The 26,693-nt window shown below is 41.7% G+C and carries 20 protein-coding genes and 1 pseudogene; 20 read left to right on the top strand and 1 reads right to left on the bottom strand.

Features of this window, described 5'->3' with window-relative positions:
• Window positions 1-13: 13 nt before the first annotated feature.
• The 13 genes from HSISS3_RS09665 (at window position 14) to addA (ending at window position 19,653) form a co-directional block, all read left to right on the top strand.
• A complete protein-coding gene (locus HSISS3_RS09665; protein ID WP_021152556.1) occupies window positions 14-1,744 on the top strand; it encodes a zinc ribbon domain-containing protein in 1,731 nt (576 codons plus the stop codon).
• Between the two features lie 218 nt (window positions 1,745-1,962).
• On the top strand, window positions 1,963-2,409 hold the full coding sequence (locus tag HSISS3_RS09660) for a LytTR family DNA-binding domain-containing protein (RefSeq protein WP_008535556.1): 447 nt from the start codon (window positions 1,963-1,965) through the stop codon (window positions 2,407-2,409).
• Window positions 2,410-2,427: 18 nt separating this feature from the next.
• Window positions 2,428-3,108, top strand: coding sequence for a hypothetical protein (locus HSISS3_RS09655; RefSeq protein ID WP_042772004.1), 681 nt, complete (start codon window positions 2,428-2,430; stop codon window positions 3,106-3,108).
• Window positions 3,109-3,454: 346 nt separating this feature from the next.
• Complete coding sequence (locus HSISS3_RS09650) at window positions 3,455-5,053, top strand: Hsp70 family protein (protein ID WP_021152554.1); 1,599 nt, start codon at window positions 3,455-3,457, stop codon at window positions 5,051-5,053.
• Entirely contained in the window at window positions 5,050-5,562 is a 513-nt protein-coding gene (locus HSISS3_RS09645) for a hypothetical protein (RefSeq protein ID WP_021152553.1), read from the top strand. Before HSISS3_RS09650 ends, HSISS3_RS09645 begins: the two co-directional genes overlap by 4 nt.
• A 9-nt stretch (window positions 5,563-5,571) precedes the next feature.
• Window positions 5,572-6,357, top strand: coding sequence for an ATP-binding cassette domain-containing protein (locus HSISS3_RS09640; RefSeq protein WP_021152552.1), 786 nt, complete (start codon window positions 5,572-5,574; stop codon window positions 6,355-6,357).
• Window positions 6,358-6,365: 8 nt separating this feature from the next.
• A complete protein-coding gene (locus HSISS3_RS09635; RefSeq protein WP_042767130.1) occupies window positions 6,366-7,181 on the top strand; it encodes an ABC transporter permease in 816 nt (271 codons plus the stop codon).
• Window positions 7,182-7,442 (top strand): hypothetical protein, encoded by a 261-nt coding sequence (locus HSISS3_RS09630; protein WP_021152551.1) that lies wholly within the window; start codon window positions 7,182-7,184, stop codon window positions 7,440-7,442. It abuts the gene before it with no gap.
• A gap of 9 nt (window positions 7,443-7,451) precedes the next feature.
• Entirely contained in the window at window positions 7,452-9,206 is a 1,755-nt protein-coding gene (locus tag HSISS3_RS09625) for a DUF6287 domain-containing protein (RefSeq protein WP_021152550.1), read from the top strand.
• Window positions 9,207-9,718: 512 nt separating this feature from the next.
• Window positions 9,719-11,029: a Sensory transduction protein kinase gene (locus tag HSISS3_RS09620; protein WP_021152549.1), complete on the top strand. Its 1,311-nt coding sequence runs from the start codon at window positions 9,719-9,721 to the stop codon at window positions 11,027-11,029.
• Between the two features lie 36 nt (window positions 11,030-11,065).
• Complete coding sequence (locus tag HSISS3_RS09615) at window positions 11,066-12,439, top strand: GHKL domain-containing protein (RefSeq protein ID WP_042772003.1); 1,374 nt, start codon at window positions 11,066-11,068, stop codon at window positions 12,437-12,439.
• 250 nt (window positions 12,440-12,689) lie between these two features.
• The gene (gene rexB / locus HSISS3_RS09610; RefSeq protein WP_021152547.1) at window positions 12,690-16,010 is read left to right on the top strand and encodes an ATP-dependent nuclease subunit B; all 3,321 of its coding nucleotides are present in this window, start codon (window positions 12,690-12,692) and stop codon (window positions 16,008-16,010) included.
• The gene (gene addA, locus HSISS3_RS09605) at window positions 16,000-19,653 is read left to right on the top strand and encodes a helicase-exonuclease AddAB subunit AddA (RefSeq protein ID WP_021152546.1); all 3,654 of its coding nucleotides are present in this window, start codon (window positions 16,000-16,002) and stop codon (window positions 19,651-19,653) included. Before rexB ends, addA begins: the two co-directional genes overlap by 11 nt.
• 353 nt (window positions 19,654-20,006) lie before the next feature.
• Here the strand turns inward: addA and HSISS3_RS09600 are convergent, their stop codons facing one another.
• Window positions 20,007-20,738, bottom strand: coding sequence for a DUF554 domain-containing protein (locus HSISS3_RS09600; protein WP_002889226.1), 732 nt, complete (start codon window positions 20,736-20,738; stop codon window positions 20,007-20,009).
• Window positions 20,739-21,011: 273 nt separating this feature from the next.
• Between HSISS3_RS09600 and HSISS3_RS09595 the strand changes: the two genes are divergently transcribed.
• The 7 genes and pseudogenes from HSISS3_RS09595 to HSISS3_RS09565 all read left to right on the top strand — a co-directional run.
• The gene (locus tag HSISS3_RS09595) at window positions 21,012-21,743 is read left to right on the top strand and encodes an ABC transporter ATP-binding protein (protein WP_021152545.1); all 732 of its coding nucleotides are present in this window, start codon (window positions 21,012-21,014) and stop codon (window positions 21,741-21,743) included.
• A gap of 2 nt (window positions 21,744-21,745) precedes the next feature.
• Window positions 21,746-23,335 (top strand): hypothetical protein, encoded by a 1,590-nt coding sequence (locus tag HSISS3_RS09590; RefSeq protein ID WP_021152544.1) that lies wholly within the window; start codon window positions 21,746-21,748, stop codon window positions 23,333-23,335.
• A gap of 117 nt (window positions 23,336-23,452) precedes the next feature.
• A complete protein-coding gene (gene proB, locus HSISS3_RS09585; RefSeq protein WP_008535530.1) occupies window positions 23,453-24,256 on the top strand; it encodes a glutamate 5-kinase in 804 nt (267 codons plus the stop codon).
• Window position 24,257: 1 nt separating this feature from the next.
• Window positions 24,258-25,508: a glutamate-5-semialdehyde dehydrogenase gene (locus tag HSISS3_RS09580; protein WP_021152543.1), complete on the top strand. Its 1,251-nt coding sequence runs from the start codon at window positions 24,258-24,260 to the stop codon at window positions 25,506-25,508.
• A gap of 94 nt (window positions 25,509-25,602) precedes the next feature.
• Window positions 25,603-25,995, top strand: coding sequence for a DUF805 domain-containing protein (locus tag HSISS3_RS09575; protein WP_021152542.1), 393 nt, complete (start codon window positions 25,603-25,605; stop codon window positions 25,993-25,995).
• Window positions 25,996-26,093: 98 nt separating this feature from the next.
• A pseudogene (locus tag HSISS3_RS11820) lies at window positions 26,094-26,237 on the top strand (DUF805 domain-containing protein); the annotation flags it as partial.
• Window positions 26,238-26,307: 70 nt separating this feature from the next.
• The coding region (locus tag HSISS3_RS09565) for a helix-turn-helix domain-containing protein (protein ID WP_167546247.1) at window positions 26,308-26,693 on the top strand (386 nt) is incomplete at its 3' end.

The following is a 26,693-nucleotide window of genomic DNA, read 5'->3' as shown; positions in this document are numbered from 1 at the left end:
AGGAGTAGTCCTTATGGCAACAAAAGAAAAGTGGATTAATTTGTTTGAAAAGGCAGTTGGTCGTCCGCCTCATGTTTTGGAAATTGAAGAAGGTCAAAAAGCAGACTTTGATTTAAAGGCTATTAAAGGCATTGCGGCTATGGGTCTAAATCAAGAAGTTGCCGCTCCCGAGCCAACAGAAGAAGTTGATGAGTTCGACGTTGCTGAGGAAGTGTTTGATGATGTCTCACTTGACGATCAAGAGGAAGCGTCTCCTTCAGAAACGGAAGAGTTTACACCAGTATCTCAAGTAGGTCAGAATCAATCTGAAGAAAAGTCAGAGTCTGCTTCTAAAGAAGCACAAGCAATTTGGATGAAGGCTTTTAAGACCTATGTTGGTCGTCAGCCTCTTCCAGAGGAATTTCTTCTAGGTAAGTCTTCGGGATATGATGTGTCAACCATCCATAAATTCATCTCAGATGGCAAGGCAGCCAAACCAGCTAAGCCAGCCATGGCTAAGAGTAAAAAAATCTTGATGATTGCTGGTATTGTTGTTGCAGTCTTGGCCCTTACTGGCTACAGCTTTGGATCTTATTATTACTCACGAGGTCAAGTAGCAGAGCGTTATGAAACAGCTGCTAAGAAGAGCTTTAAGGATAGTTTGGAATACCAGGTGTGGTCTGATACTAAAAAAGAAATTAAAACATCTGAAGTTAAGTATACAGACACCAAAAACACAACAACCTATAGCAAGAGCCAACTCATGTCTGGTGAACGTATGCAAAAGGTTGGACGCCAGTTCCTTATCTTTCCAAAGTGGAGAGTCGTGGTTGATCCTGGAACAGTTGATTTGACGGTTAATACAGCTGATTTGAATCTGACAATCAATGGTGTTTCTTATGGTACTACAGATGGAAATAACTACACCGCTGAGCTGAAACACCTCTATCCAGGAACTTACAATTTTGTGGCTTCTGGTAAGGTCAATGATCAGGATATCACGGTGTCATCTGAAGAAAATGTCACATCTAGGACCGAAGTTAACCTTTCAGTGAAGTATCTCAGTTTTACTGTTAAATCTAATCTTAAAGATGGGGACCTTTATGTTGGTGGTACCAAGGTTGGAACCCTCAGCTCAGGAAAATTGGATGTCAACAAGGTAGCAGTAGCTGGCTCTTCAGCTGTTTACGTTAAGAAGAATTTCGACGATGGTAGCTCTATCAAGACTGAGACACTGTCTATTAAGAAAATCTCTGAAGGTCAAACAGTTACTCTTGATGCTGATGGAGTTCTTGACCGTGATACGGCAGACCGTCTTTTGACAGCAGCCTACGGTAAATTTGGCAGTTATGCCTCAAACCATAACACGACTCCAGATGGTGTTTCCGACATTTTCCTTAATGGTACTGATGATACCATGTATAAGGATGTTATCGCTGATATTGATAAAAATACTACGGGAGCCAAAAACCGTTCCGCTGATAGTATTACCTTCTCAGATGTTGATGTGACCGATGTTGTTCAGACTGGTGAAAAGACCTTTAAAGTAACTTTCACGGCAGTCTATGATTTCTATTATGGCTATGATTCTAAATTCAAATCATCAGGAGATATTAAAGATAAAATCTCTTGGACATGTAATGTGGAATACGTTGGCGATGATGATAGTGATTCTAGCAGCAGTAGTTCTGACTACAGTGATTATCGTATCAACGGTAAGGCTGGCGAATCACAACATGTGAGCCGTGAAGATACCGTGAAATAGCAACTTCTTTTGCGGTTGACTAGTCAACCGTGAACTAGAAAATGATTAAGGCGTTCGAACCTCAATCTAACAAGTGGAGAACTTGGCTATTGCCAAGTTCTTTTTGCTTGCCTTAACTAACCTCTTAGGGGTAAAACTGAGCCACTTACCTAAAAAGCCTTGTTTTGTTGAAAGCAGCTGTTATAATGAAACCATCAAAAGGACAGGAAAGGAGTATTATGAAAGTTAGCATCGAACTGGACCCATCCATGGATGAGCCTGAAATCTTGATTCGAGCTCCTCAATTAACAGAAGAAATAGCGCGGCTCCAGGAGTCCATTTTAAAGCAAAAGTTGACCCCTTTAGCTTTTTACAAGGATCGTAGTGAGTACTTTCTAGATTTGGAAACGATTCTCTTTTTTGAAACAGATGGGGAGAAGATTTATGGGCATACCAGGGACGAGGCCTATGAGGTCAAGCAGAAGCTCTATGAGCTAGAAGAACTGCTTCCGATTGCCTTTTGTCGGATTTCCAAATCAACCATTGTCAACGTAAAGCAGATTTATTCTTTAGAGAAGTCTTTTTCAGGGACCAGCACGGTTAATTTCTATCAGACCCATAAGCAGGTTCATGTATCAAGACGCTACTATCCGGTCTTAAAAGAACGATTAAACGAAATGAGGTAACATGATGAGAAAAAATTAATTGGGGTTTTCTTAATCCTTTTAGCAGCTTTGGTAGTTTTACAGGGCTATTTTGTAAAATGGGAAATTAGCATTTGGATGCTGGCTTGGGTGGTCTTGTTGGCCGTTCTTTCCCTTTCTAGTTTTTTGAAACGCCACTTTGGTTGGGGCTTCATCTATGGTGTTTTGGCCCTCTTTTCACTCAATGGACAGTTTCATTTTCTTCCAGTATCCAATTCTGTCGTTATCCTTTCTTCTATCCTTGCAGTTATTGGCTTGAATATTCTCTTCAAACCTTCAGGTAAAGCGAAAAACCGTTTTGGTTCTTATGCCGCCGGCTCAGACGCTCAAAATGGTGGTAATGATATTGATGTGACTTTTTCAACGGTGACCAAATATCTCAATGACCAACACTTTACTCATGGAAGTGCGGATGTAAGTCTGGGAGAAGCATCGGTCTATTTTGATAACTGCCGTATTGAAGGGCCGTCTGCCCAGTTTGATGTGGACGTTTCTCTGGGAAGTCTTAGTCTCTATGTGCCTAGTGATTGGCGAGTTCATGTTAATGTGGACAACTCGCTTTCGGCTATTCAACACCAGGAAAATCCAAGCAATTTGACTAGCAAGGATTTCTATATCAAAGGAGATGTTTCCTTAGGTAATCTAGAAATCATCTATGTTGGAGAGAATGTGATTGATTAAGTTAGGAGAGAAGTTGCGACTAGTAAAACCATTCCGAACTATAAAGCAAGACAATTAGTGAGATAATATCTCCTATATTTCTAATTTCATCCAGTCTATCAGATTAATTGACACTCAAGGGGAGTGGGACAAGGAACAATTTTTGAAAAGTTGTTCGGTCTCACTCCCCTTTTCCTATTTTATAGTCTCTTTATTTGTGATAATATAGTATAGTGAAAAACTAGACTGGAATGACTATACTCTATTGGCGTTTTATGTGACGAAAATGACATTAAAAAATCTAGGCGAATACCTGCTAAGACTGACAGTCAGATAAACTCAAGATGAGACTAGAAGGGAAATTGTTATGAGAAAAAAAGCAATTGGTATTGATTTGGGAACAACCAACTCGGTCATGGCTGTTGTTCGTGAAGATGTACCAGAGATTATTCCGATGGGAACGAATGACGATCAGGTCTTGCGTTCAGCGGTCTACTTCTCAAATATCGGTGGTAAAAACCATGTGTCCTTTGGTAAGGAAGCTATCGAGCGTGGAACAGAAATCGGAAGTACAGAAAACTTTAAATTTGACTTCAAACGTGATATTGGTCGTCCGATTGCCAGTGACACACCGGATCATACACGTGTTAATTCTATTATTCTTTCAGCCTTGGTTTTGAATGAATTCCGTAAACGTGCTTATGTGGTTGGTCAAGAAATAGGTCAAGCAGACGGCATCAAGGATGCTGTCATCACAGTTCCTGCCTACTTTACGTCAGACCAACGTGCGGCCACTAAGAATGCTGGTCGTATTGCAGGATTTAACGTCTTGCGTATTATCAATGAGCCTACGGCTGCGGCTATTGCCTATGCTCACACTAAAAATGCTCAAGGAAATGTCTTGGTCTTCGACCTTGGTGGGGGAACTTTTGACGTTACCATCATGCGCGTGGCTGATCATGCTTATGATATTTTGGCAACTGACGGGAATTCACGTCTTGGTGGGATTGACTTTGACAAACGTCTTGTTGGCTACATCATGCAGGAGTTGGAAAAACAAGGGGTCAATATGACCAACCTTTCTGAGAAGGAAAAAATCCAACTTCAGTATAAGGCTGAGCAAATTAAGACTAGCCTATCTGTTAATGACCAAGCTCTCTATGAGCACTATGTCAATGGTCAAGGTTATGGTGTCTTGATTACCCAGGCGATTTTCAATGAACTTACCTTGGACCTCCTCAAAGATACTGAAATTAAGGTACAGTCTACCCTTCAAGCGTCCGGCTTGAAGTGGGAAGAGATTGACCATATTCTCCTTGTGGGTGGGTCAACACGGATGCCAATGATTCGTCAAATGATCCGCTTAATGAGTGGTTTGGAACCTAAGTTTGACCTTAATCCAGATACTATCGTGGCACAGGGAGCATCTATTCTAGCCGATCTTATTGTCAACAATGAGGTTAGTTTCTCTGAGCATCAGGACGGTAAGACAACTGAGACAGATAGGGTTGTTGTCAAGGATGTGACCTCTCAGGGAATCGGTCTGCTCTTCAAGAAAAACCCTAACAGGAACTATAGTTTTGTGGGTGACTACTACAATAGTGTCGTGGTTCCTCGTAACTCTGTCTTGCCTTTGGCCGTTACTAAGGATCTCTTTGCGGTTGTAGACGGACAGAATAAGTTCAAGCTACGTATCACAGAAGGTAATTATGAAAATCCTTTTGCCGTTAAGATTTTAGGAGAAGTGAAAGGCCAGGTTGCACAGCCACGTCAGAAAGGTGAGCTCTTGGCTCAAGTTACTTATGCCTTTGACTCAGAACAAATTGTTACAGTGACAGTGTCTGATCCGAGAAGCAAGACTGTTGTGGCACGCTTCTCAGTCAACGCACAAGTCAGTCAAACCCAAGAAGTGGTTGAGGAAGACTTGTCAGAACTTCAAGCTATTTTTGCTAAATTCATCTCATGATAGACTATTACAAAGCAATTGATACAGAGACAGGACAAGAATTGTCCTATTTGAGAGCGGTCAGCAATCGTATTTCTCCCGAAATGTCGGCCCAAGACTGTTTCGTGGCCCTATCCTTTCTACGTGAGGAACTAGAGGAGCTTTGGACCAATGGAACTCTGGACCAAGAGGGAGAACGTCTGCGCAACGAACTTTACACGATTCGCCAGCTCTTTTTCTCAGATTATGAGAAATTTCAATACGATCGAAAACTCAAACAAGCTAGAAGAAAGGTTTTAGAAGTTGAGCAAAAGCCGATTCCTAAGAGGGTAGAGGTGTCTGCTAAAAAGGAAATTCCTTTTGCACCTGTTAGGGTGACTCAGGCTAAAGAGTCATCTTTAAACAATTACCTATTTGCGGCCCTATCTTTTGTGATTCTATTAAGCTTGATTCTCTTCTTCAACATCAATGTTATCGTTCTTATCATCGGAGCCGTCCTTATTGTGGCCCTGATGTTACTTATGTCTTAGGAGATTTTAATGGAAACCAATCAATTAACATTTGAACATATTTGTTTTAAATATAAGGGAAATGATAACCAGCTCTTTACAGATTTGGATGTTACGATGGAGACTGGTCAAGTTGTCGGCATCCTTGGGGCCTCTGGTTCTGGGAAGACAACTTTAACGGAGATTCTCCTTGGTCAGCTCAAACCGACTTGTCAACAATTTCGTATCTTGGAAAATGGAAAACCTGTGACAGCAGGCTCACGTTCCTGGTCTTATGTGCCCCAACAGAATCTGCTTCGGGAATATCTTAAGGTGTCCGAGACTTTTGATTTTTATGCGGCCCACCATCTTAAAGGAAGCAGTAAATCGACTAAAAGGCAACGCATCGCTGGCATCATGGAAGATTTGGGCTTAACGGAATTTGCCAACAAGAGAATTTCCGAGCTTTCTGGTGGGCAAAAACGCCGTGTATCCATTGGTATCGAGCTTCTTAGCCCTAGTCCTTACTTTATTCTGGATGAGCCGTCTTCCGGCTTGGATGCCCTTAGTGACCGTAATCTCTTACGGACCTTGAAAATCTTGGCTAAATCAGCCCACAAGTCTATTGTGGTTATTACCCACAATACGGAAAATTTGGCTATTTTTGACAAAATTATTTTCTTGTCTAAGGGACGTCCGACTTTTGCAGGGACTTATGAAGAGTTGCTTTTGGAATATAAGACCAGCGATCCTTACATGATTCGTAAATACATGGACATGAATATCGCAGATGTCTATCAAGAGCTCAATGCTTCAACACGCATTTACAAAATTTAGGGAGACTTATGAACGCAGCATTACGATTAAGTTGGTATAAATTTAAACACCACTACATGGATTTTGTTAAGGTTCTTCTAGGCATCATTGCTTTTGAAGGGCTAATCCTCTACATTCAAGATAAGGGATTCTTGAAAGATTTCGAAACAACTCGAATGACGCTCTTTCTCTTACTTTTTTCAACCAGTCTTTTGATTGTGGTTCAAAACAGTATTTATATTTCCAAGGAGCGATCGGTTCTCAACCGTGACTTTTTCTCAGGCCTGAGTCGTTCGGCCTTTGCCATAGCCAGCATGGGGATTCATGCTTTCTTTGCTGTTTTGGAAACCATTGTCTTTATCCTTTCTTACTCTATCTTTAGTAAGTACTTTGACAAGGAGTTTCCAGATGCTGGTCATATCTTTTCTTCCTATCGTTGGGAAGTTGGCATTACAGTGCTCCTGGTTTTCTTGGCCTCGCACTTTATTGCCCTCTTCATCTCAGCCTTAGTTGGAAAATCTGAAATTACCTCTGTTATCCTAGCAGTTGTTGTGGGTATCATGCAATTTTCATTGTCAGGGACTATCCTATCATTGCCCAAAGCCATTGATTGGGTGCAAAAATTTATCTATCTGGGTTATGGCCACAAGCTGTTTGGGATTTCTAGTGATTTGTCAGACCTACCATCTAGCTTGGCTAAGTACGGTGTCCCTGTATCCAAGAGTCAGCTAGAGGCCTTTCAAGGGTCTACAGGTGATTTCCGGGGTCAATGGTGGGCCTTGGTGCTTCATTGTCTGGTTTATGCCCTACTCTTTTTCGTCACACTTCAGAAGAAGGAGAAATAAATGCAACAATATGATGAATGGCTGATTGATTTCCAAGTGCAGCATGGTCGCAAGCCAAGTGATAAGGAAGTGGCAGAAGCTGCTAAGTCTGGCTTTGCCCTCTCTAGTGGTTTGAGCAGACAGAAACAGTCCAAATTCAGACAAGTCTTGTCTAAGATTGGTTTGGGGGATCTCAAGTTTAGTTGGTTTTTAGTTTTAGAAATTTTGCTTTTGATTTGTATCGCTCTTTTTGGCTATGTTGTCGGCTATCTGTTTATCTAGGAGGACCTTATGAAACAATTTAAACATAAAAAGTTTATCGGTTTGGCCTTACTTGTCTTTTTGGTCTTCATGGTACTTGGAAAATACACTCAGAGCACGGCTTTTACGTCTTCTTCTAGGGTTTATGCCACAACCGTGGTTGACAAGAAGACAGGAAATAAGATACGTTTTGAAGTTCGCAAGGTCAAGGGGGACAAATACGAAGTCAAAAATACGGAGACTGGGGATACCTATCAGGCTAATGCCCAAGCTGGCGAAGACCGTTCTTTGAGCTTTAAGTTGGCCGGAAATGACGGAAACTCAGACGGCACTATCCGTATCACACCAAGTATGGTGCCTGGGGGTGACGCTAAGGTTGAAATGACCGATTCAGATACCTATACTCAGGTTGAAGGAGGCTCTGAAGTCATTCAGTCTAGCGAGGCTTCATCAACTTCTTCAAGTAGTGAGGTTAAGAGTATCATTAAGGATATTTTGGAATCAAGCAGTTCCTCTTCAGGTAGTGATGCCAGCTCAAGTACGTCTTCGAACGATACCAGCAAGCCAGATGCAGATATCAAGACCAAGACTGATGTCAACGGTGATAAGGAAACCACTTATGTTGCGGACTATTCGACTGAGGACATCAAGTCCATCACGGAAGCCTTTGGGAAATGGCTTTATCAGTCTGACTATGCTAAAGATGCCGTCTTGGTTCAAAGCAGTTTTGATAGCATCACCAAGGTCAACGATGGTAGCCCGACCTTCCTTTCGTTTAAGGCACCTAAAGAAGAAGGCAGTAGCCAAAACATCATTATTTTAGCCAACCTCATTAATGCGGATGGTTATGAAAATATCTCAGGTGTTCCTAGTGGTATCGTCAATGGTAAAGAAGCTTCAAACTATGATTTCAAGGACTATAAAAATAGGGTTGATTCCTTTGCCCTTGGAATTAATGAAAATAGTGGTAAGACTGCAGACTATAGCCCAACGTCATCCTTCCGTCTCTATACCTTGAAGGATAAAAAACATGCCATGTATGAGGACAATGATGCGGAACAAAAAGCCCTCTTCAAGGACTTTTCAGCTGATGACAAGACGGGTGGCAATTATAACGGCTATAACAAGCTCTATAAGGATTTGGTTGATCAAGACAAGGACTCTTACCAAATTGTTCTAGGTTCTAATGGTACCGTTTATTATGTGACTAATTACTGGATTGGCAATTACGATAAGAAGGCTGTTCAGACCTATAAGGTAGCACCAGATGATATGCAAGAGGCCTACCAAGAGTTGCTCAAGCATTATTCTAGCGCTGGTAAGTCTGAAAGCTCAGAGTCATCAAGTTCTTCACAAAGTTCAACAACATCATCAACATCAACTTCGTCAAGCTCCTCAGAAGCTAAGACAGAATCAAAGACAGACGCTAAGACTGAGCAAACTGGCATGGATGTTACTGCTATTAAGGACAATAACTTCCAAAGCCTTGAAGGTACTTGGAAGAATGGAAATGGACAAAGTTTAACGTTTTCGAAGGATAATTTAACAGCTCCTGAAAGTTATGTTGTTGAAAATACGAATGTTAAACTTGAGAATGGCTATGTGACATCAAGTTTGAGGATGGGAATCTCGGGCGCAGCAATTGTTTTTGTTCCTAAGGGGGTAACTCTACCGACAGTACAGGGATTTGTGGATGGTTCGGACAAAACTAAGGATCGTATCTTGATTACTCAGTCAGCCTCACCACAATCAGATGCCAAACAATTCTACTATAAGGCTGACTAGGTCTATTAAAGCTACAAGCTTGAGATAAGATTGAAAACGTAGACTGACTGTCTATTAATTACAATTGGCGATGGCACATGATTAAAAAACGTCAATTATCATGGTTTATGCCAGCAAAGCAAGCATTCTAAGAAACTTTCTGCTGTGAGTAAAGTGGCTGAAATTAGATTTTTTCAGCCACTCGGAATTATTGAGATCTTAGGCTCAAAAATTAGTCTTGGAACTTCTAAGAAGGTCGCAGACGTCCGTACTCATTTAAAAAAGTTTCTAAAGGAATATGTCAGGGATTAACAGGTTGAGATAAAATTATCTCAACTTTTTATGTTACATTTGTAACTTTAATTTAATAAGCCAGCTCTTTTTACATGAATAATTGGATTATTAGATGTTTCATAGACTTTCTTTAAAAATTAATTATTGTGAAAACTTCTAAAAAGCTATATAATGAGTAGTGTTGTATTGATGCTTTCTGAGAAAGCTTCTTAATTCATGTTAAGGGAAGGGGAAAAAGAATGACTTCTATTGTAGAAGGGCTGCTTGCTGTCTTAAAAGACTTACAATGGTTGATAGTTATTGATACACTCTTGGTTTTCTTGGTGAATTACCTGATGTTCAATGTGGCCGGTCGAGTTAAGGTTTCTTGGCGGCTACTTTTAGTTGGTGGCCTTATTTCAGTTGTTCTGACACCAATTCTTCCTATAGGATTCAAATTTTTGCTTAATCCTCTCATTCTATTTTGTTTTAGTTATTACAAACGTCCTGATTTGCCGTGGATTGAGCCAGTATTTAACAGCTTCTATGCCTGGGGAACGACTAACATCATCATGCGGGGACTCTCGTTTTTTATCCTCCCTCTGCTTTTAGGGGATGATTTGGTCAGTCGTATTCCAGAGCCTCTAACGACCTTCATGTGTGTGGTAGCTACCTACCCACTCTATCTTTTGATTCACCGTTTTATTGGTTATGACTATTTGCAAGTTGAAGATAAGGAACGCTTACGTTTGCACTTTACTCCGATTGTTATCGGGGTTAGCTTTGCTTTTCTGTCATATGGCCTTTTAAATGATTTTTTGCCTTATTTCGCTACTATCTGGCCTGTGGAAGTGGTTAACAATTATGCTAAGCTGGTTGTTTTATTAGCTACAGGGGCCTTCTTCCTAGTCGTGTCTTATGCCAACCAATGGGTTAAGGATGAACTTTTTATAGAGTTGAAGGAAGAACAGGAACGTCATTTCCAAAGTTTGCAGGAGTCTAGTAGGCATATCCTTCACCTTTATCAGGAACTTTACCGTGATGGTGTTCCAAAGGTAGCTGTGCCTAAAAAGGTTAAGACTGTTCTGGCAACTAGTCAAGAAGGGGATTCTCAGAGTCTATCTGAGGAGGAAGTTCCTTTCAAAAAAGTTATACCAGATATTTCCAATATCCATTCTCAATTGCTACGGTCTGTGATTGAGAGTAAGTATATGGAGTTTCACGCTGTGGGACTTGAGTTTATCCTAGAAATTCCGGATCCTATCTCACCAGTTCATATTGATGTGGTGGATTTATCGGGGGTTTTGTCAACTTTCTTGGACAATGCCTTGCTAAAAGCGCATGGTCAAGAAGAGTGCTTAGTTCGCCTGTCGTATTTTCAAAAAGGTGAGGAGCAGGTTCTCTCTGTAGAGGTGACTCTTGGTCAAGGTGAAGCAAGGGGAGCTTATAAGGAAGGTGAAGAAGGCTTGTCAATGAATGAACAACTTGAGGATATTATGGAACGTTATCCTCAATCTAAGTTTAGTTTTAAGGATGACAAGTTGATTTATAGACAGCAATTTGAATACTAAACGAGTCATTGGAAATTTTTTTGGGGAAGAGATTAAATGTTTGAATCGTTTTTAGGAATTAATTTTTTAAATCTTTATGATACAGATGCCTTTTTGGCTGTCCAGATTATTCTGACGCTGACAATTAACTGTATCATTTTCAGGCGGATGACGGATATTCGTATCTCCTGGACGGTATTTTTGACTTTGGCCCTGCTTGATGTGGCTATTCAATACAATATTACGAATCTGACGACTGTTGTGGATGTCTTTCTTCTGATGATTTTGGCAGTTCTTGCCAAGGGGAAGACCTGGTCGTTAACGCAGTATGCCTTTCATACCTTGTTTCCGGTGGTGACATCGGATTTACTCTTTCGTTTATTGGGACTTTTCTTTTTCCCGCTTCTCTTGAATATTCCTATAGCTGAGGTGGGGAGTAATGCTTTCTTTTATCTCTTGACCTATAGTATGATTCTGCCACTCTATTTCATTTTTAACCGTTTTTTGGGCTTGGATTTGAAACGTTGGAAGGTCTATAGCGATGATTCTCTCCACAATATTCAGATTTCTCGACGTGTTGCCTTGGCAATGGCGATTTATTTGTTGGGCATCTATCTTTGCATGAATTTGGATGTTTGGTTTCCGTTCTATTCTCCAGAGTTGGAATTGCGGCTGCGTATGTTCTGGGTTCTCTTGTCAGCAATAGCCTTTATTTTTCTTATTGCCCACCTCAATCAATTGTCTAGGCAATATCTGGAAGAGAGCTTGGCTATGGAGGAAAAAAGGCATTTGAATAGTTTGACCAAGGCTAATCAGAAAATCGATGTTCTCTATAATGAGTTGTTACAATACAGGCAGTCTTATCAGACGGTTGTGGAACAATTTTCGGAAGAAGTACGTGATCAGGAAGAGGCTCTTGCTGAACAGGTTTATCAAAATGTTTTAAGAGAGAGTGCCAAGGAGTTTGAACGTTTCCGTGTCGTTGAGAATCCTAAGCTGGAAAATATTCATTCTCTACCTCTGCGTAGCCTTCTTTCGGCTCGTATGATGGAGGCTAAACGTAATAATATTCCAGTGACCTGTGACATTCCTGAGGAAATCAAGGGATTTGCTATGAATGTGGTTGATTTAACCTTGCTAGTGTCTATTTTCTTTAGTAATGCGATTGACGAGAGCAAGCAAGTACCAACCGCTCAAATCAGTTTTAGTTTTCACCAACACGATAAGGATGGAAGCTACCACTTCGTCATGGAAAATCGAACGCAGGAAGAAAGAGTTGACCTTGACGCTATTATGCAGGAGGAAAATCAGAAGAAGACCTCTGGACTTAACCTCCACTCGGCCAAGGATATTCTTAAGAAATATGGGGATGCCAACTTGGTAACAAGTAGTGGTGATTACCTCTTTAAACAGGAATTAATTTTTAAATAAAGATTTTGAGTCAAATCAAAGGATTTGGCTCTTTTTTTGGCTATAGGATCATAAAGGAGGGCTCTTTGCTGTCGTGCTTGTGCTTATGTCTGAAGCTTAGGACATTGGAGGAGAAAGGTGACAAGGGAGGGTTCTGATTGTTGCTTGATTCTGTGTTATAATAGCAAGGATTAATGGTTGTTAGTGCTAAGTAAATGATAATTTTTGCTTAGCCCCAACGACTGGCAGATAGATAAGAAAGGGACGTCTTATGAAATTACTTTATACGGATATGTCTCAGGATTTAACAGAAATTCTGACGGAGCAGGCGACCAGCCATGCTCAAAAGGGAAAGAGAGTCTTTTATATTGCTCCTAATGCCCTGTCATTTGAGAAGGAGCGTAAGGTCTTGGAGTACCTGCCTCAATCAGCATCCTTTGAGATTACGGTGACTCGTTTTACACAGATGGCTAGGTATTTTATTCTCAATACGAGTAATCCTAAAACCCAGTTGGATGATACCGGTCTGGCCATGATTTTTTATAAGGTGCTGTCGCACATGGGTGATGATGAGCTCAAGGTTTATGGTCGTTTGCGTAAGGATAGTAATTTTATTAACCAATTGGTGGATCTTTACAAAGAGTTGCAACAGGCCAATATGACGATTCTGGATTTGCAGTATTTGGACCAAGCAGAGAAGCAGGAGGATTTGGTAAAGATTTTCAGTGCGGCTCAAGACCTTTTGTTGGCAGGAGATTTTGACAATCAATCCAAGCTTAGCTCCTTCTTTGAGGAAATTAACTCGGGACATTTAGATAAGGCATTGAGCCATATGGTTTTGGTCATTGATGGCTTTACCCGTTTCTCAGCTGAGGAGGAAGCTCTGATTGCCCTCTTGAATGAGAAGTGTCATCAGATTGTTATTGGGACTTATGCCAGTCAAAAAGCCTATAAGGCTAACTTTGTCTATGGCAATGTTTATCAGGCCTCAGTGGATTTTTTGAGGACTTTAGCTCAGACCTATAAGGTGACACCAGATTATGTAACGACGGACAAGGAGGGCAATCCTTCTTTTGCACGTATCAGTCACCTTTTGGAGAGTCGTCATGATTTTAGTACCATAGATGAACAGCTGACTGATCAGGACAAAGAAGCTCTGCAAGTTTGGGAAGTGGTCAATCAAAGGGAAGAAGTGGCTCAGGTTGCCAAGAGTATTCGTCAGTTACTAGCGGATGGCAAACGTTACAAGGATATCTTAGTCTTGCTTGGTGATGAGGAGAGTTACAAGCTTCAAGTGGGTCAGATTTTCCGAAAATTTGACATTCCCTATTATTTTGGTAAGGAAGAAACCATGTCCAGCCATCCTTTGGTGCAGTTTGTGGATTCGCTAGAGCGTATCAAGCGCTATAATTATCGTGCTGAGGATTTGCTTAACCTTGTAAAATCTGGTCTTTATGGTGGATTTACTCAGGAGGACTTGGACCTTTTTGAATATTATGTCAATTTTGCAGATATCAAGGGGCGTCACAAGTTCTTGTCTGATTTTACGGCCAATAGTCGTGATAAGTATGATTTGGATCGTATCAATGCCTTGCGGTCACAACTGGTAGCGCCTCTGGACAAGTTGCTTAATAGTCGTAAACAAAAGGGTTCTAGTCTACTCAAGAAACTTGTGGCCTTTTTAGAGACTGTGCAAGTGCCAAGTCAGATGGCTGCTTTGACCGCCAAGGCCAGTGAGGCTGAAAAAGAACAGAATGAACAGGTCTGGAAGGCTTTCACCCAACTCTTGGAGCAGGTTGAGACCATTTTTGGAGAAGAAACACTGTCAGTGGACGACTTTTTGTCTATTTTGTGTTCGGGAATGTTGGCCTGTGATTACCGTACGGTTCCAGCCACTGTTGATGTGGTCAATGTGAAGAAATACGATTTGATTCAACCACATTCAGCTCCTTATGTTTTTGCCTTAGGCATGACTCAGTCACATTTTCCTAAGGTCGGGCAAAATAAGAGTCTCTTGTCTGATGAGGAACGCAGTCGTATCAATGAGGCAACGGATGAGCACAGGAGTTTGGATATTGTCACGCAGAGCAACAGTCAGAGAGGGCATTTCGTGGCCATGTCGCTTTTCAATGCCGCTAGTGAACAATTGGTGCTCAGTCAGCCACAAATTCTTAATGAGACGCTGGATGACATGTCGGTTTATTTGAAGGAAATCATTGACCTTGGTCTTCCGTTGCTTGAGAAGGGACGCAACCGTTTTGAAGCTAAGGGTGACCAGATTGGGAACTATAAGGACCTACTATCGACTGTTATTGCCCTTAACAGTAGTCATTTAGATACTGATTTGGACAAGGAAACGCAGACGTTTTGGTCAGTTGCCGTGCGTTATCTCCGTAAGCGACTTGATAAGGAACAGGTTTTGATTCCAAAGGTAATTGACGATGTGACGACAACCAAGGTCGATGATCAGGTCATGCAGCTGGTCTTTCCGGGAGAAGAACCACTTAAATTGTCAGCTTCGGCTCTGACGACCTTCTATAACAACCAGTATCTTTATTTCTTGCGCTATGTTTTGGAACTTGAAGAGTTGGAATCTATCCATCCGGACGCCCGACACCACGGAACTTACTTACACCGTGTCTTTGAGCGTGTGATGGGTGATTCTTCGTCAGAAAACTTCGACGAGAAACTGGAAAAGGCTATTAGTCAGACCAATCAGGAGCAACCCTTTGAGATTCTCTATACGGAGGATCAAGAGAGCCGCTTGTCTCGTCAGATTTTGGAAGATATCGCCCGTTCAACTGCCAGTGTTTTGCGTGACAATGCAGCGGTTAAGGTTGAGCGTGAGGAAGCCAAGTTTGACTTGCTTTTAGCAAATAGCATCAAGATTACAGGGATTATTGACCGAGTGGACCGTTTAACGGATGGGGCTCTGGGTGTCGTTGACTACAAATCAGGTAAAAATGTCTTTGACATTCAGAAATTCTACAATGGCCTTAGTCCGCAATTGGTGACCTATCTGGAGGCTCTCCGCCAAACCTATAAGGTTGATGCTGACCAGCTTTTTGGGGCCATGTATCTTCACATGCAGGATCCACAGCTTAATCTGGCCCAGTTTGGTCTGGATAAGCTAGCAGCTCAGGCTCATAAGGAATTGACCTATAAGGGGCTCTTTGTAGCTTCAGAAACAGAGCATCTGGCTGGTGGAAACTATGATTTACAAAAGACTGTCACCTATGACAAGGAGGACTTAGAGACCTTGTTGGATTATAATCTTAAACTCTTTACAGGTGCTGCGAAGATTATCCGAAGTGGGAATTTTGCAGTCAATCCTTATACTGAGGATGGCAAGTCTGTTCAAGGGGATCAGATTAAGGCTATTACTCATTTTGAGGCTGACCGCCACATGGGACAGGCTAGGAAGCTCTTACGTTTACCAAAAAAGGGTAAGAAGGAAGCCTATTTGGAGTTGATGGCAAAAGCTGAGGATAAGAATCAGATGCAAGTTGCTGAAAATACCATCCTTTTTTCAGCCGCTGATAAAGCTGTAAAAGCAGACAAAAAAGACCAGGAGGACAACCATGTTGACTAAAGCTTTTTTAAGTCCAGCAGAGATTAAGGAACGTATTGCCCAAGAAGCAGCTTCTGACAAGGAACGTAAGTTAACACCTGAGCAGATTGAAGCCATTTACAGTAATGGTACTAATATTTTGGTATCAGCTTCGGCTGGGTCAGGAAAAACCTTCGTCATGGTTGAACGTATCCTTGATATGATTGGACGTGGCGTTGGTATTGATCAGCTCTTTATCTCAACCTTTACGGTAAAGGCTGCAGGTGAGTTGAAAGAGCGTCTGGAAAAGCGTTTGACAGAGCAGCTGGGACAGGTAGAGACAGATGAAGAACGTGCCTTTCTTTCAGACCAGATTGCCAAGATTGGGACGGCTGATATTGGAACCATGGATGCCTTCACCCAGAAGTTGGTCAATCAGTTTGGCTATCTCCTCGGTGTGTCACCTATTTTCCGCATCATGACGGACCCTGCCGAGCAGACACTGATGAAAAATGAAGTTTATGCCGATCTCTTCAACGATTACATGCAGGGAAAGGATGCCCAGCTTTTCCAAAAATTAGTCCGTAACTTTGCTGGAAGTGGCAAGACCAGTAAGGCCTTTCGTGAGCTAGTTTACGATGTCTATAGCTTTTCTCAGGCTACTGCAGGTCCTGAAAAATGGCTACGTCATAATCTCTTGAAAGGACAAGTAGAAGCTAACCCAGAACAAGCTAAAGCCGATCTTTTAGAGGGTCTCAAAGATGGCTTGATTGCTGATTTTCTAGCTTTTTTGAGTGACCATCTAGGCCTAGCTCAGCGTGAATTTGCCAAGGCCAAGTATCTGAATAATGTATCAGATGCCATTAGCCTTCTGGAGGGAGCCTTGGCCAATGACCAAACCGATATGGAGGACTTGCTCAAACAACTCTTGACTCTGTCAGGAGGGACTGGCTTGACAAATATGACCCGTCCTAAAGACGAGGAACTCAAGGCCTACAAGGAAGCTTACAACAAGACCAAAAATGAGTTTGTGGCCCAGTTGCGTGAGATTGATACCCAACTAACGGTCCTCGAGGTTTTGACCAAGCATAATGATGACATCCTGCCTCTGTTAGAGCTGCTTCAGGCCTTTGTACTTGATTTTTCAGACCAGTATTTACAGGCCAAGATTCAGGAAAATGCCTTTGAATTCTCAGATATTGCCCACTTCGCCATCCGTATTTTGGAGGAAAATCCTGAGGTGGCAGCCAGCTACCGTGACCGTTACCATGAAGTGATGGTGGATGAGTACCAGGACAATAGCCATACCCAAGAGCGCATGTTGGGGCTCCTCTCTAACGGTCACAACCGATTCATGGTGGGAGATATCAAGCAATCCATCTATCGTTTCCGTCAGGCAGACCCTCAGATTTTTAATGGCAAGTTTCAGCTCTTCCTTGACAATCCAGATGCTGGTAAGCTGATTCTCCTTAAAGAGAACTTCCGTAGCCAATCTGAAGTTCTTGATGCGACCAATGGTGTTTTCAGACACCTCATGGACCAGGAAATCGGGGATATCCTTTATGACAAGACGCATATGTTGGTAGCGGGTAGCGAGAAGCAAAAAGAGCCCCATCCTGAAAATGAGACTGAGGTTCTGATTTACAATAGTGATGAAACCGGTGCAAATCCTGACGAGGAAGGTCCTGATCAACCTATCAGCAGTGGTGAGATTTCTTTGGTTATCAAAGAAATCATTAAACTTCACGAGCAGGGAGTCCGTTTTGAGGACATTACCCTCCTAGCACCAACCCGTAACACCTATCTGGACTTGATGGCGAGCTTTGAGGAGCACGGAATTCCCTTGGTTCCTGACGAGTACAAGTCAAGTTATCTTGAGTCACTAGAAGTCATGATTATGTTGGACACCCTTCGTGCTATCAATAATCCTCTTAACGATTATGCCTTGGTTGCCCTCCTTCGTTCACCAATGTTTCATTTCAACGAGGATGATTTGGCTCGTATTGCTGTCCAGGCTGACGAAGGACAATTCTATGACAAGCTTCTTGTAGCTTGCACTAAAACAGGGCTTCATCCGGAAGTCGTGACGCAAGGACTTGATGCCAAGTTGACTCTTTTCACTGAGACTCTGGCAGATTGGCGTGATTACAGTAAGTGGCATTCGCTCTATGACCTCATTTGGAAGATTTACAACGACCGTTTCTATTACGACTATGTTGGTAGCCTTCCACGAGCCGAGCAACGTCAGGCTAATCTCTACGCCCTTGCCTTGCGTGCTAATGCCTATGAAAAGACCGGCTTTAAGGGACTTTCTCGTTTTATCGGTATGATTGATAAGATCATTTCTAGCGGTAACGACCTAGAAGAAGTGACAGACTTGGTTCCTAAAAATGCCGTTAGCCTCATGACTATTCACAAGGCTAAGGGACTGGAGTTTAAGTATGTTTTTGTTTTGCAGATGAATCGCAAGTTCATCGGTCACAGCAAGGATGGACTGAGTGGTAAGTACATTATCAACCGTGAAAAAGGACTTGGCATTAAGTACCTAGCTGACCTTAAAGACCAGATAAACACCAATTTGCCCAAGTTAAATGTTGTTCTGGAGACCCTAACCTTTCAGGAAAATCGTAAGGAAGAGCGCCGAGCAAGTATCTCTGAAGAGATGCGTCTGCTCTATGTTGCAATGACTCGTGCAGAGCAAAAGCTCTACCTAGTTGGGAAGGGTAGTAAGGAAAAATTAACCCAGCAATATGGCACTGATGTTGAAAATAATCGCCTACCAGTAGTTCTGAGAGACCAACTATCTACTTATCAGGACTGGATTATGGCCCTGGATACTGCTTTTATGAGAAAGGACCTCAAGTTTACTGTTAGCTTTGTTGAGGCTGAGGAGTTGACCCCAGAAGCTATTGGACAGGTTGAAGTTCAAGCAGCAGTAAATGCTGATGATTTATCTAACAATCGCCAGACGGAAGACATTAAGCGTGCCCTAACGGTCTTAGAAAGCGTTGAAAAACTCAACCAACTCTATGCACCAGCAATTGACCTACCATCGGTGCGTACTCCAAGTCAGCTGAAGACTTTCTACGAAACAGTTATGGATACAGAAGGTGTAGATATCATGGACAAGAAAGAGGAAGTCCAACCTCTTGAAACATCCACTACTTTTGAGCTACCAGACTTTGGCCAAAAAACGAAAGTTACAGGAGCTGCGGTTGGTTCTGCTACCCATGAACTCATGCAACGCTTGATTCTTTCTGATACTGTGACCCTCCAAGACTTGACTCAAGCTCTTGGGCGAGTATCTGCTGATGACCAAGTCAAGGCGCGTGTGCAGTTAGAAAAGCTACTAGGCTTCTTTGACACCGAACTTGGGAAGCTCATTCTAGCTAACCGTGGTAAGTTGCGTCGTGAAGCACCATTTGCCATGTTGGCAGAAGATCCCGCTAGTAAAGAAGATTTTGTTGTCCGTGGTATCATCGATGGCTACCTCCTTCTTGAAAATCGAATTGTCCTCTTTGATTACAAGACGGACTACTTTACTCACCCAAGTGAGATTAAAGAGCGCTACACAGGCCAAATGAGCCTCTATGCCAAGGCTCTCAGTCAAGCCTACCAGGTGGACAAGGTCGATAAATACCTTATTCTTCTAGGAGGCAAAGACTTGGAAGTAGTAGAAGTATAAGTATAAGTTATTGCATAACCATTCTTTCATAGTGAGAGAATGGTTTTTGTCTCCCAAACCAAGTAAAAAAGACCGGTGTCTCCACCAGTCTTTCCGATAAATTTCCATCAGTATTGTAAGTTCATTAAAATATTAGAGGATGGAAACGGTTATGAAAAAAGTATCTTGTAGGTCGCTTAGACCTACGAAGGTTATTATAACAAACTCATCTTAATCTAAACAAGGTTAGAAAAATTAGAAATAAACAGCATAAGTGTTACTAGTTTTTAATAGATGAACTCCATAATGACAGTAAATACAGACAAAAACCGCCGGTACTAGACTGACGGTATTTGTTCCTTTTAATCGTAACATCAACTAATCAAAGGCACTACCCAATTCACCCAGGCCCAGGAAATCGGCATGACCAGTATCATGGCTGGAATCATATCGGCGGTTGGAAATTGACGAAGTTTCATAATACGAAAACCAGTCGCAATCATAAGGAAGCCTCCACAAGCTTTAAAATCTCCAATCATAGCCTTTGTCGTCAAAGGGAGAATGAAACCAGCACTCACAAAGAGGAGGAAAAAAATGATGAATTGTGGAATGGCAATCATGGAAACAATGTAACCCAGACTACAAGAGAAAATCATAGCCGTGAAGAAATCTAGGATAGACTTGGAAATTAAGATAGAAGCATCGCCTGTCATCCCAGACTCAAGGCTCCCGTAAATCCCTGTCCCACTTGCACAAAAGAGGACGATTACTGTCAAGAGTTGCGCATAAAACTCATCGTGAGCCAGTCCGGTTTGCTTACTTGGCGTAATTTTGGACAAGCCTTTTTCCATAAGCCCAGCTCCCTTGTTGATGAGGTTTCCGAACTTTAGGGCCAGTCCAATAATAGTACCGATAACTACCGCAAAGATAACGGCAGGCATGTTAACCATATTCATAATAGCACTAATCCCCATAACCATAGAGGCTAGACCGAAGATGAGATTAAGGTTTTCCTTGAAGTCTTCTCTGAGATAGTCGCCGAAGAGCCCTCCAGCGATTCCTCCTAATATAATTGATAGCGAATTGATGATAATTCCAGTTGGCATTAGTGCTTTACCCCTCTTGATACTAAATACTATAAGTCTATCATTATCAAAGGATGAATGCAAAAACAGGAAGTAATATCAAAGACTTTCTTGAAATTGTACCTTTGAAATGATACAATAAATGAGAAATTAGTGGAAAACGCTATCCAATCTTTTATTTAGCGGTTTTTAAGTTATTGTTTATGAAAAATAAGCTTATAAATCTAATTTTAACCCTAATAAAAACAACAAAATGGCATTATGATTAAATAAGTGCTCAAGGAAGGATAAAAGATGATTCGATTTGAACAAGTGACTAAGCGTTATGAGGATAAGGATGCCCTCTCAGATCTTAATCTAGAGATTCGTGATGGGGAAATTTTTGGCCTGATTGGCCACAATGGTGCTGGAAAGACCACGACCATTTCTATTTTGACATCTATCATTGAGGCCAGCTACGGAGAGGTTTATGTTGACGATATGGCTCTTAGTCAGCACCGAGATGCTATTAAGAAAAAAATCGCTTATGTACCAGATTCACCGGACCTATTTCTAAATTTGACTGCCAATGACTACTGGTACTTTTTGACACGTATCTATGATTTGGAAGCTAGTCAGGTTGAGGAACGTTTAACAGCCCTTATGACGACCTTTGATTTGACTGAAAATCGCTATAATCTCATTTCTTCCTTCTCACACGGTATGCGTCAGAAAGTTGTTGTTATTGGTGCTCTTTTGGTTAATCCACAGATTTGGGTTTTGGATGAGCCTCTGACAGGTTTGGACCCACAGGCATCCTATGATTTGAAAGAAGCCATGCGTCATCATGCCAAGGAGGGAAATAGCGTCCTTTTCTCAACCCATGTCCTGAGTGTAGCTGAGCAACTCTGTGAGCGCATTGGTATTTTGAAGAAAGGAAAACTCATCTTCCAAGGTTCCTTAGCTGAGCTGAAAGCTAAGTACCCTGACAAGGATTTAGAATCCATCTATCTAGAAATGGTTGGACGCAAGGTCGAGGAGGTGTAGTCATGAACTGGAACCACGTTTGGGAGCTTTTTAAAATCAATCTCCTCTATGCGAATCCTCAAGCTGTCACTAGCCTTCAGAAACGTCAGGAGAAAAAGAAAAAAGCTAATTTCTCCATTGTAAATGCCATGCTCAGGCAGCAACTCTTGATTTTAATTCTTTTTACGGTGCTCTATAGCTACCTTTTTATCGGTGTTGATTACAAGGCCAACCCTGGTGTCTTAACCTTGTATCTTTTGACCTTTACGGTTATGGGACTAGTTCAGACTTTCACCGCCCTTTATAGCACCTTTTATGACAGTAAGGATAGCAAGGTCTATCTGCCCTTACCTTTGAAACCATCGGAAGTCTTTTTGGCCAAGACCTTATCAGGTTTTATGACTGGGATGACTTTTATGGTTCCACTTCTTAGCTTGCTCATCTTAGCTTACTGGCAATTTATTGGTCCACTGGGGATACTTGTAGGGCTATTTGCCTTTGTCCTTTGTCTTTTTGTCAATCTCGTTCTGTCAGTCCTTCTCGCCAACAGCATTGGGACTTTGATTGTTCGTAGCTCTCGTCAAAAGCTCTATTCGACTATCCTGATGACCCTATCAACCCTATTACTCATGCTGCCTATTATGTTGGTTAGTTTTATAAATGGTTATATTAAGGGTGCTGGACATGCCGATTTTCCTTTATCCCCTTACTTGCGAGGCTACTATGATCTCGTAACTGCCCCGCTGTCTATGGAGGCCCTCCTAAATCTTTACCTTCCTCTTGCCTTGGTGCTCCTCTTAGCCTATTGGTTTTATAAGGTCAGAATGCCTCGCTATTTCCACGAGGCCCTCTATAGTCAAAAAGCTAGTAAGGTAAAGACCAAGACTGTGACTCGTAGCCAGCGACAGGTCCTGGTTCGTCACCATTTATCTACCTTGGGAAATCCAACCCTTATTATTAATACCTATATGGTGCCAATCTTATATATGGTTATGATGGGTGGTGGAGCAGTCTTTTTGAAAGATTTAGGACCGGATTATTTTGGACTCCTGCTTTTAATCGGGATGGCCTTTGGTTTCTTTTCAGCACAACCAACCAGTTTTCTAGGGGTGGCGACTTCCTTGGAGGGGACAAACTTTGATTTTATTCGTAGTTTGCCAATCAATACGGGTGACTACCTTCGTCAGAAGTTTTGGCTATTTTATAGCTTGCAAGTTGGTATTTCCCTCTTGTTAGGAGGACTTGGCTTGCTTTTCCTTGCTCACCTTCATCCCGTTTTAGTCCTTAGTTTCATCCTTGGATTCCTTGTCTCGACCTATCTGCTAGGAGGCTATTTCTTCGAGAGGGACCTTAAACTGTTGGAATTGAATTGGCAGGAAGTCACCCAACTCTTTAATCGAGGTGGTGGACAGTGGCTTTTTGTGGGAATTTTCATTTTTACCCTCATCGTTGCTGCCTTGCTAGGAGGTATTGTCTTCTTTGTCAGCAAGGTTTGGATAGCCTTTGCAGTTAATGCGATAACAGCTGTGGTTCTAACCTTAATTGCCCTAATGGTTTACCTTTTTGGAGACCGTAAGCGTTGGAAACGCATTAGAGCTATGTTTTTTGCTTAGACTAAATTGTTTAAAGAGTTTTTCCAAATAGGAGGGACTCTTTTTATGACAATTCCTTATATGCAAACTTATACATTAATATGTTAAAATACCTGAATTTAGTGTATAATCATAAATATGAAACGAAATTTTGACTCAGTAAAACGCCTGGTTATCAAAATCGGGACTAGCTCTCTGGTTTTGCCATCAGGAAAAATTAATCTTGAAAAAATCGATCAACTGGCTTTTGTGATTTCCAGCCTGCATAATAAGGGGATTGAAGTCGTCTTGGTATCTTCTGGTGCTATGGGCTTCGGTCTTAATGTCCTAGACCTTGACAAGCGGCCGGTAGAAGTCGGTAAGCAGCAGGCCGTCTCAAGTGTTGGACAGGTTGCCATGATGAGCCTCTACTCTCAGGTTTTTGCACATTACCAGACTAAGGTTTCTCAGCTTCTTTTAACTCGAGATGTGGTTGAGTATCCTGAGAGTCTCTCTAATGCCATTAACGCTTTTGACAGCCTTTTTGAACTGGGAGTGGTTCCAGTCGTTAATGAAAATGACGCTGTCAGCGTAGATGAGATGGATCATGCGACTAAGTTTGGTGATAATGACCGCTTGTCAGCTATCGTAGCTAAGATTGTAGGTGCAGACCTTCTGATTATGTTGTCAGATATTGATGGGCTTTTTGATAAGAATCCTAATATCTATGAGGATGCAACCCTTCGTAGCTATGTACCAGAGATTACAGAGGAAATTCTGGCCTCGGCTGGTGGTGCTGGTAGTAAGTTTGGTACGGGTGGTATGATGAGTAAGATTAAGTCTGCCCAGATGGTTTTTGAGAATCATAGCCAAATGGTTTTGATGAACGGTGAAAATCCACGTGACATCCTTCGTGTCCTTGAAGGAGCTAAAATCGGTACACTCTTTAAACAGGAAGACTAAGATGACATATATTGATACACTTGGCCAACAGGCCAAAGTAGCAGGTCGTCAGATTGCTAAATTATCAACAGCAGCCAAAAACGACCTTCTAAATCAGGTAGCTAAAGCTCTAGTAGCTGAAAGTGCCTATATTATCACTGAAAATGCTAAGGATATGGCCAATGCCAAGGAAAATGGTATCTCCGAAATCATGCAAGATCGCTTGCTCCTAACGGAAGATCGTATTGCAGGGATAGCAGAAGGTGTCCGTCAGGTCGCAGACCTCCAAGATCCTATCGGTCAAGTGGTGCGTGGCTATACGAATCTCGATGGCCTTAAAATCGTACAAAAGCGTGTCCCTATGGGAGTTATCGCCATGATTTTTGAAAGCCGTCCCAATGTCTCAATTGATGCTTTTAGCTTAGCCTTCAAGACCAATAATGCCATCATTCTCCGTGGGGGACGTGATGCCATTAATTCGAATAAGGCTCTAGTTACAGTAGCCCGTAAGGCCTTGGAAACTGCAGGAATTCCAGCAGATGCCGTTCAGTTAGTTGAAGATACCTCTCACGAAGTAGCAGAAGAACTCATGGCGGCGACTGAGTACGTAGACTTGCTCATCCCTAGAGGTGGGGCCCGTCTCATCCAAACGGTTAAAGAAAAAGCCAAGGTTCCAGTCATTGAAACAGGTGTCGGTAACTGTCATATTTATGTGGATAAATATGCTAATTTGGATATGGCGACACAGATTGTCATCAATGCCAAAACGCAGCGACCAAGCGTTTGTAACGCTGCAGAATCGCTGGTCGTTCATGCTGATATTGCGGAAGACTTCCTACCTCAATTGGAAAAGGCTATTTCTAAAGTTCATGCTGTTGAATTTCGTGCAGATGAGCGTGCTTTGAAAGTAATGGACAAAGCTGTTTCAGCCTTACCAGAAGACTTTGCGACAGAGTTTTTGGACTACACAATGTCTGTTAAAGTGGTAGATAGCCTTGACGAGGCTATTGGCTGGATTAACACTTACACGACATCGCATTCAGAGGCTATCGTGACTCAAGATATTAGTCGTGCTGAGCAATTCCAAGACGATGTTGACGCTGCAGCTGTCTATGTTAATGTTTCAACCCGCTTCACAGATGGATTCGTCTTTGGACTAGGTGCTGAAATCGGAATTTCAACTCAGAAGATGCATGCCCGAGGTCCAATGGGACTGGAGGCCCTTACCTCAACCAAGTTCTATATTAATGGCCAAGGACAAATTAGAGAATAACCCATCAAGCTCCAGGAAGGAGCTTTTTTAGTTAGTTTGCTAGACGACAGGTCTTCTGATATACTGGTGGTATCAAGAATGAGGAGATTTTGCCATGTTTAAAGCTTATAAAAAGTATTGGATGGGCTATGTCGATTTTACAGGACGTTCAAGCCGCTCAGACTATTGGTTGGCAGTTTTAGCGAATGCGATTGTAACTATCATTTTATTTACCGTGGTTATAGTTGCCATTGTATTTGATAGTCCAGGTAGTCATTATCATATTATTTTTAAATTATTGTATGGGCTTGCAATGGTATATTTCTTTGCTAACTATATTCCATCTTTTGCCCTTCAGGTGCGTCGCTTACGTGATGCCGGTTTTCACTGGGCATTGATTTTCTTACGCTATGCGCCTGTTATAGGCGATATCGTTCTGTTGGTTTTGTTTTGTCAACCCACAAAAATAGAATTTCCTTTCAACCAGTTCAATAATCCACAACAATAATAATGACTTAACAGCCTTGCGAGGCTGCTTTTTAGTCAATTTGTCAAATTCTTTTTTATTGCTATACTATAAGTATCAAAAAATGAGGAGATTTTATTATGATCGAAGCTTATAAGAAGTTTTGGAAAGGCTACGTAGATTTTGAGGGACGTTCAACACGTTCAGATTACTGGTTTGCATATTTGGCAAATATGTTAACAGTTATTGCTTTTTATGTGTTGCTAGCAATCTTTGGAGGCATTGTGATATAGTCCTACTTAAGTAGACAGTAAAAATACATAAAGTACTGTTTACGAAAGTAGGATTTTTATTATGTCTAGAAAAAGTAAGGTTTCTTTTGAAGGCAAGCTGAGGGCTGTTACCTGGTATCTTGAAGGTAAAGCCTCCTGTTCTCAACTAGCTCGTCAGTTTGGGGTCAATCCTTGTACTATTAAAGACTGGGCTACAGCCTATCAATATCAAGGGCACGAGGGGCTAAAGTCTCTAAAGCATAACCAAAATTATTCTACAGAGTTTAAGCTAAAATGCATTGAAGCCTATTTAACAGGAGAAGGTTCCCTTCAAGAATTAGCTAGAAAATTTGGGCTAAGAAGTCATGAACAAATCAGACAATGGGTTTTCAGGTATAATAGTCATAAAGAACTAAAGGATTACAATCCTATTCCGGAGGTTTATCATATGACTAGCAGAAAAACAAC

Source organism: Streptococcus sp. HSISS3 (assembly GCF_000448605.1).
Lineage (GTDB): Bacteria > Bacillota > Bacilli > Lactobacillales > Streptococcaceae > Streptococcus > Streptococcus raffinosi.
This window is presented reverse-complemented; position numbering and strand designations above follow the sequence as displayed.

What these genes read in the sequence shown, in the direction of transcription:
- HSISS3_RS09625 (WP_021152550.1), top strand. Translation starts at nt 7,452, where the DNA reads ATGAAACAATTTAAACATAAAAAGTTTATCGGTTTGGCCTTACTTGTC.
- addA (WP_021152546.1), top strand. Translation starts at nt 16,000, where the DNA reads ATGTTGACTAAAGCTTTTTTAAGTCCAGCAGAGATTAAGGAACGTATT.
- HSISS3_RS09660 (WP_008535556.1), top strand. Translation starts at nt 1,963, where the DNA reads ATGAAAGTTAGCATCGAACTGGACCCATCCATGGATGAGCCTGAAATC.
- HSISS3_RS09650 (WP_021152554.1), top strand. Translation starts at nt 3,455, where the DNA reads ATGAGAAAAAAAGCAATTGGTATTGATTTGGGAACAACCAACTCGGTC.
- HSISS3_RS09620 (WP_021152549.1), top strand. Translation starts at nt 9,719, where the DNA reads ATGACTTCTATTGTAGAAGGGCTGCTTGCTGTCTTAAAAGACTTACAA.
- proB (WP_008535530.1), top strand. Translation starts at nt 23,453, where the DNA reads ATGAAACGAAATTTTGACTCAGTAAAACGCCTGGTTATCAAAATCGGG.
- rexB (WP_021152547.1), top strand. Translation starts at nt 12,690, where the DNA reads ATGAAATTACTTTATACGGATATGTCTCAGGATTTAACAGAAATTCTG.
- HSISS3_RS09635 (WP_042767130.1), top strand. Translation starts at nt 6,366, where the DNA reads ATGAACGCAGCATTACGATTAAGTTGGTATAAATTTAAACACCACTAC.
- HSISS3_RS09615 (WP_042772003.1), top strand. Translation starts at nt 11,066, where the DNA reads ATGTTTGAATCGTTTTTAGGAATTAATTTTTTAAATCTTTATGATACA.
- HSISS3_RS09640 (WP_021152552.1), top strand. Translation starts at nt 5,572, where the DNA reads ATGGAAACCAATCAATTAACATTTGAACATATTTGTTTTAAATATAAG.
- HSISS3_RS09595 (WP_021152545.1), top strand. Translation starts at nt 21,012, where the DNA reads ATGATTCGATTTGAACAAGTGACTAAGCGTTATGAGGATAAGGATGCC.
- HSISS3_RS09580 (WP_021152543.1), top strand. Translation starts at nt 24,258, where the DNA reads ATGACATATATTGATACACTTGGCCAACAGGCCAAAGTAGCAGGTCGT.
- HSISS3_RS09645 (WP_021152553.1), top strand. Translation starts at nt 5,050, where the DNA reads ATGATAGACTATTACAAAGCAATTGATACAGAGACAGGACAAGAATTG.
- HSISS3_RS09600 (WP_002889226.1), bottom strand. Translation starts at nt 20,738, where the DNA reads ATGCCAACTGGAATTATCATCAATTCGCTATCAATTATATTAGGAGGA.
- HSISS3_RS09630 (WP_021152551.1), top strand. Translation starts at nt 7,182, where the DNA reads ATGCAACAATATGATGAATGGCTGATTGATTTCCAAGTGCAGCATGGT.
- HSISS3_RS09590 (WP_021152544.1), top strand. Translation starts at nt 21,746, where the DNA reads ATGAACTGGAACCACGTTTGGGAGCTTTTTAAAATCAATCTCCTCTAT.
- HSISS3_RS09575 (WP_021152542.1), top strand. Translation starts at nt 25,603, where the DNA reads ATGTTTAAAGCTTATAAAAAGTATTGGATGGGCTATGTCGATTTTACA.
- HSISS3_RS09665 (WP_021152556.1), top strand. Translation starts at nt 14, where the DNA reads ATGGCAACAAAAGAAAAGTGGATTAATTTGTTTGAAAAGGCAGTTGGT.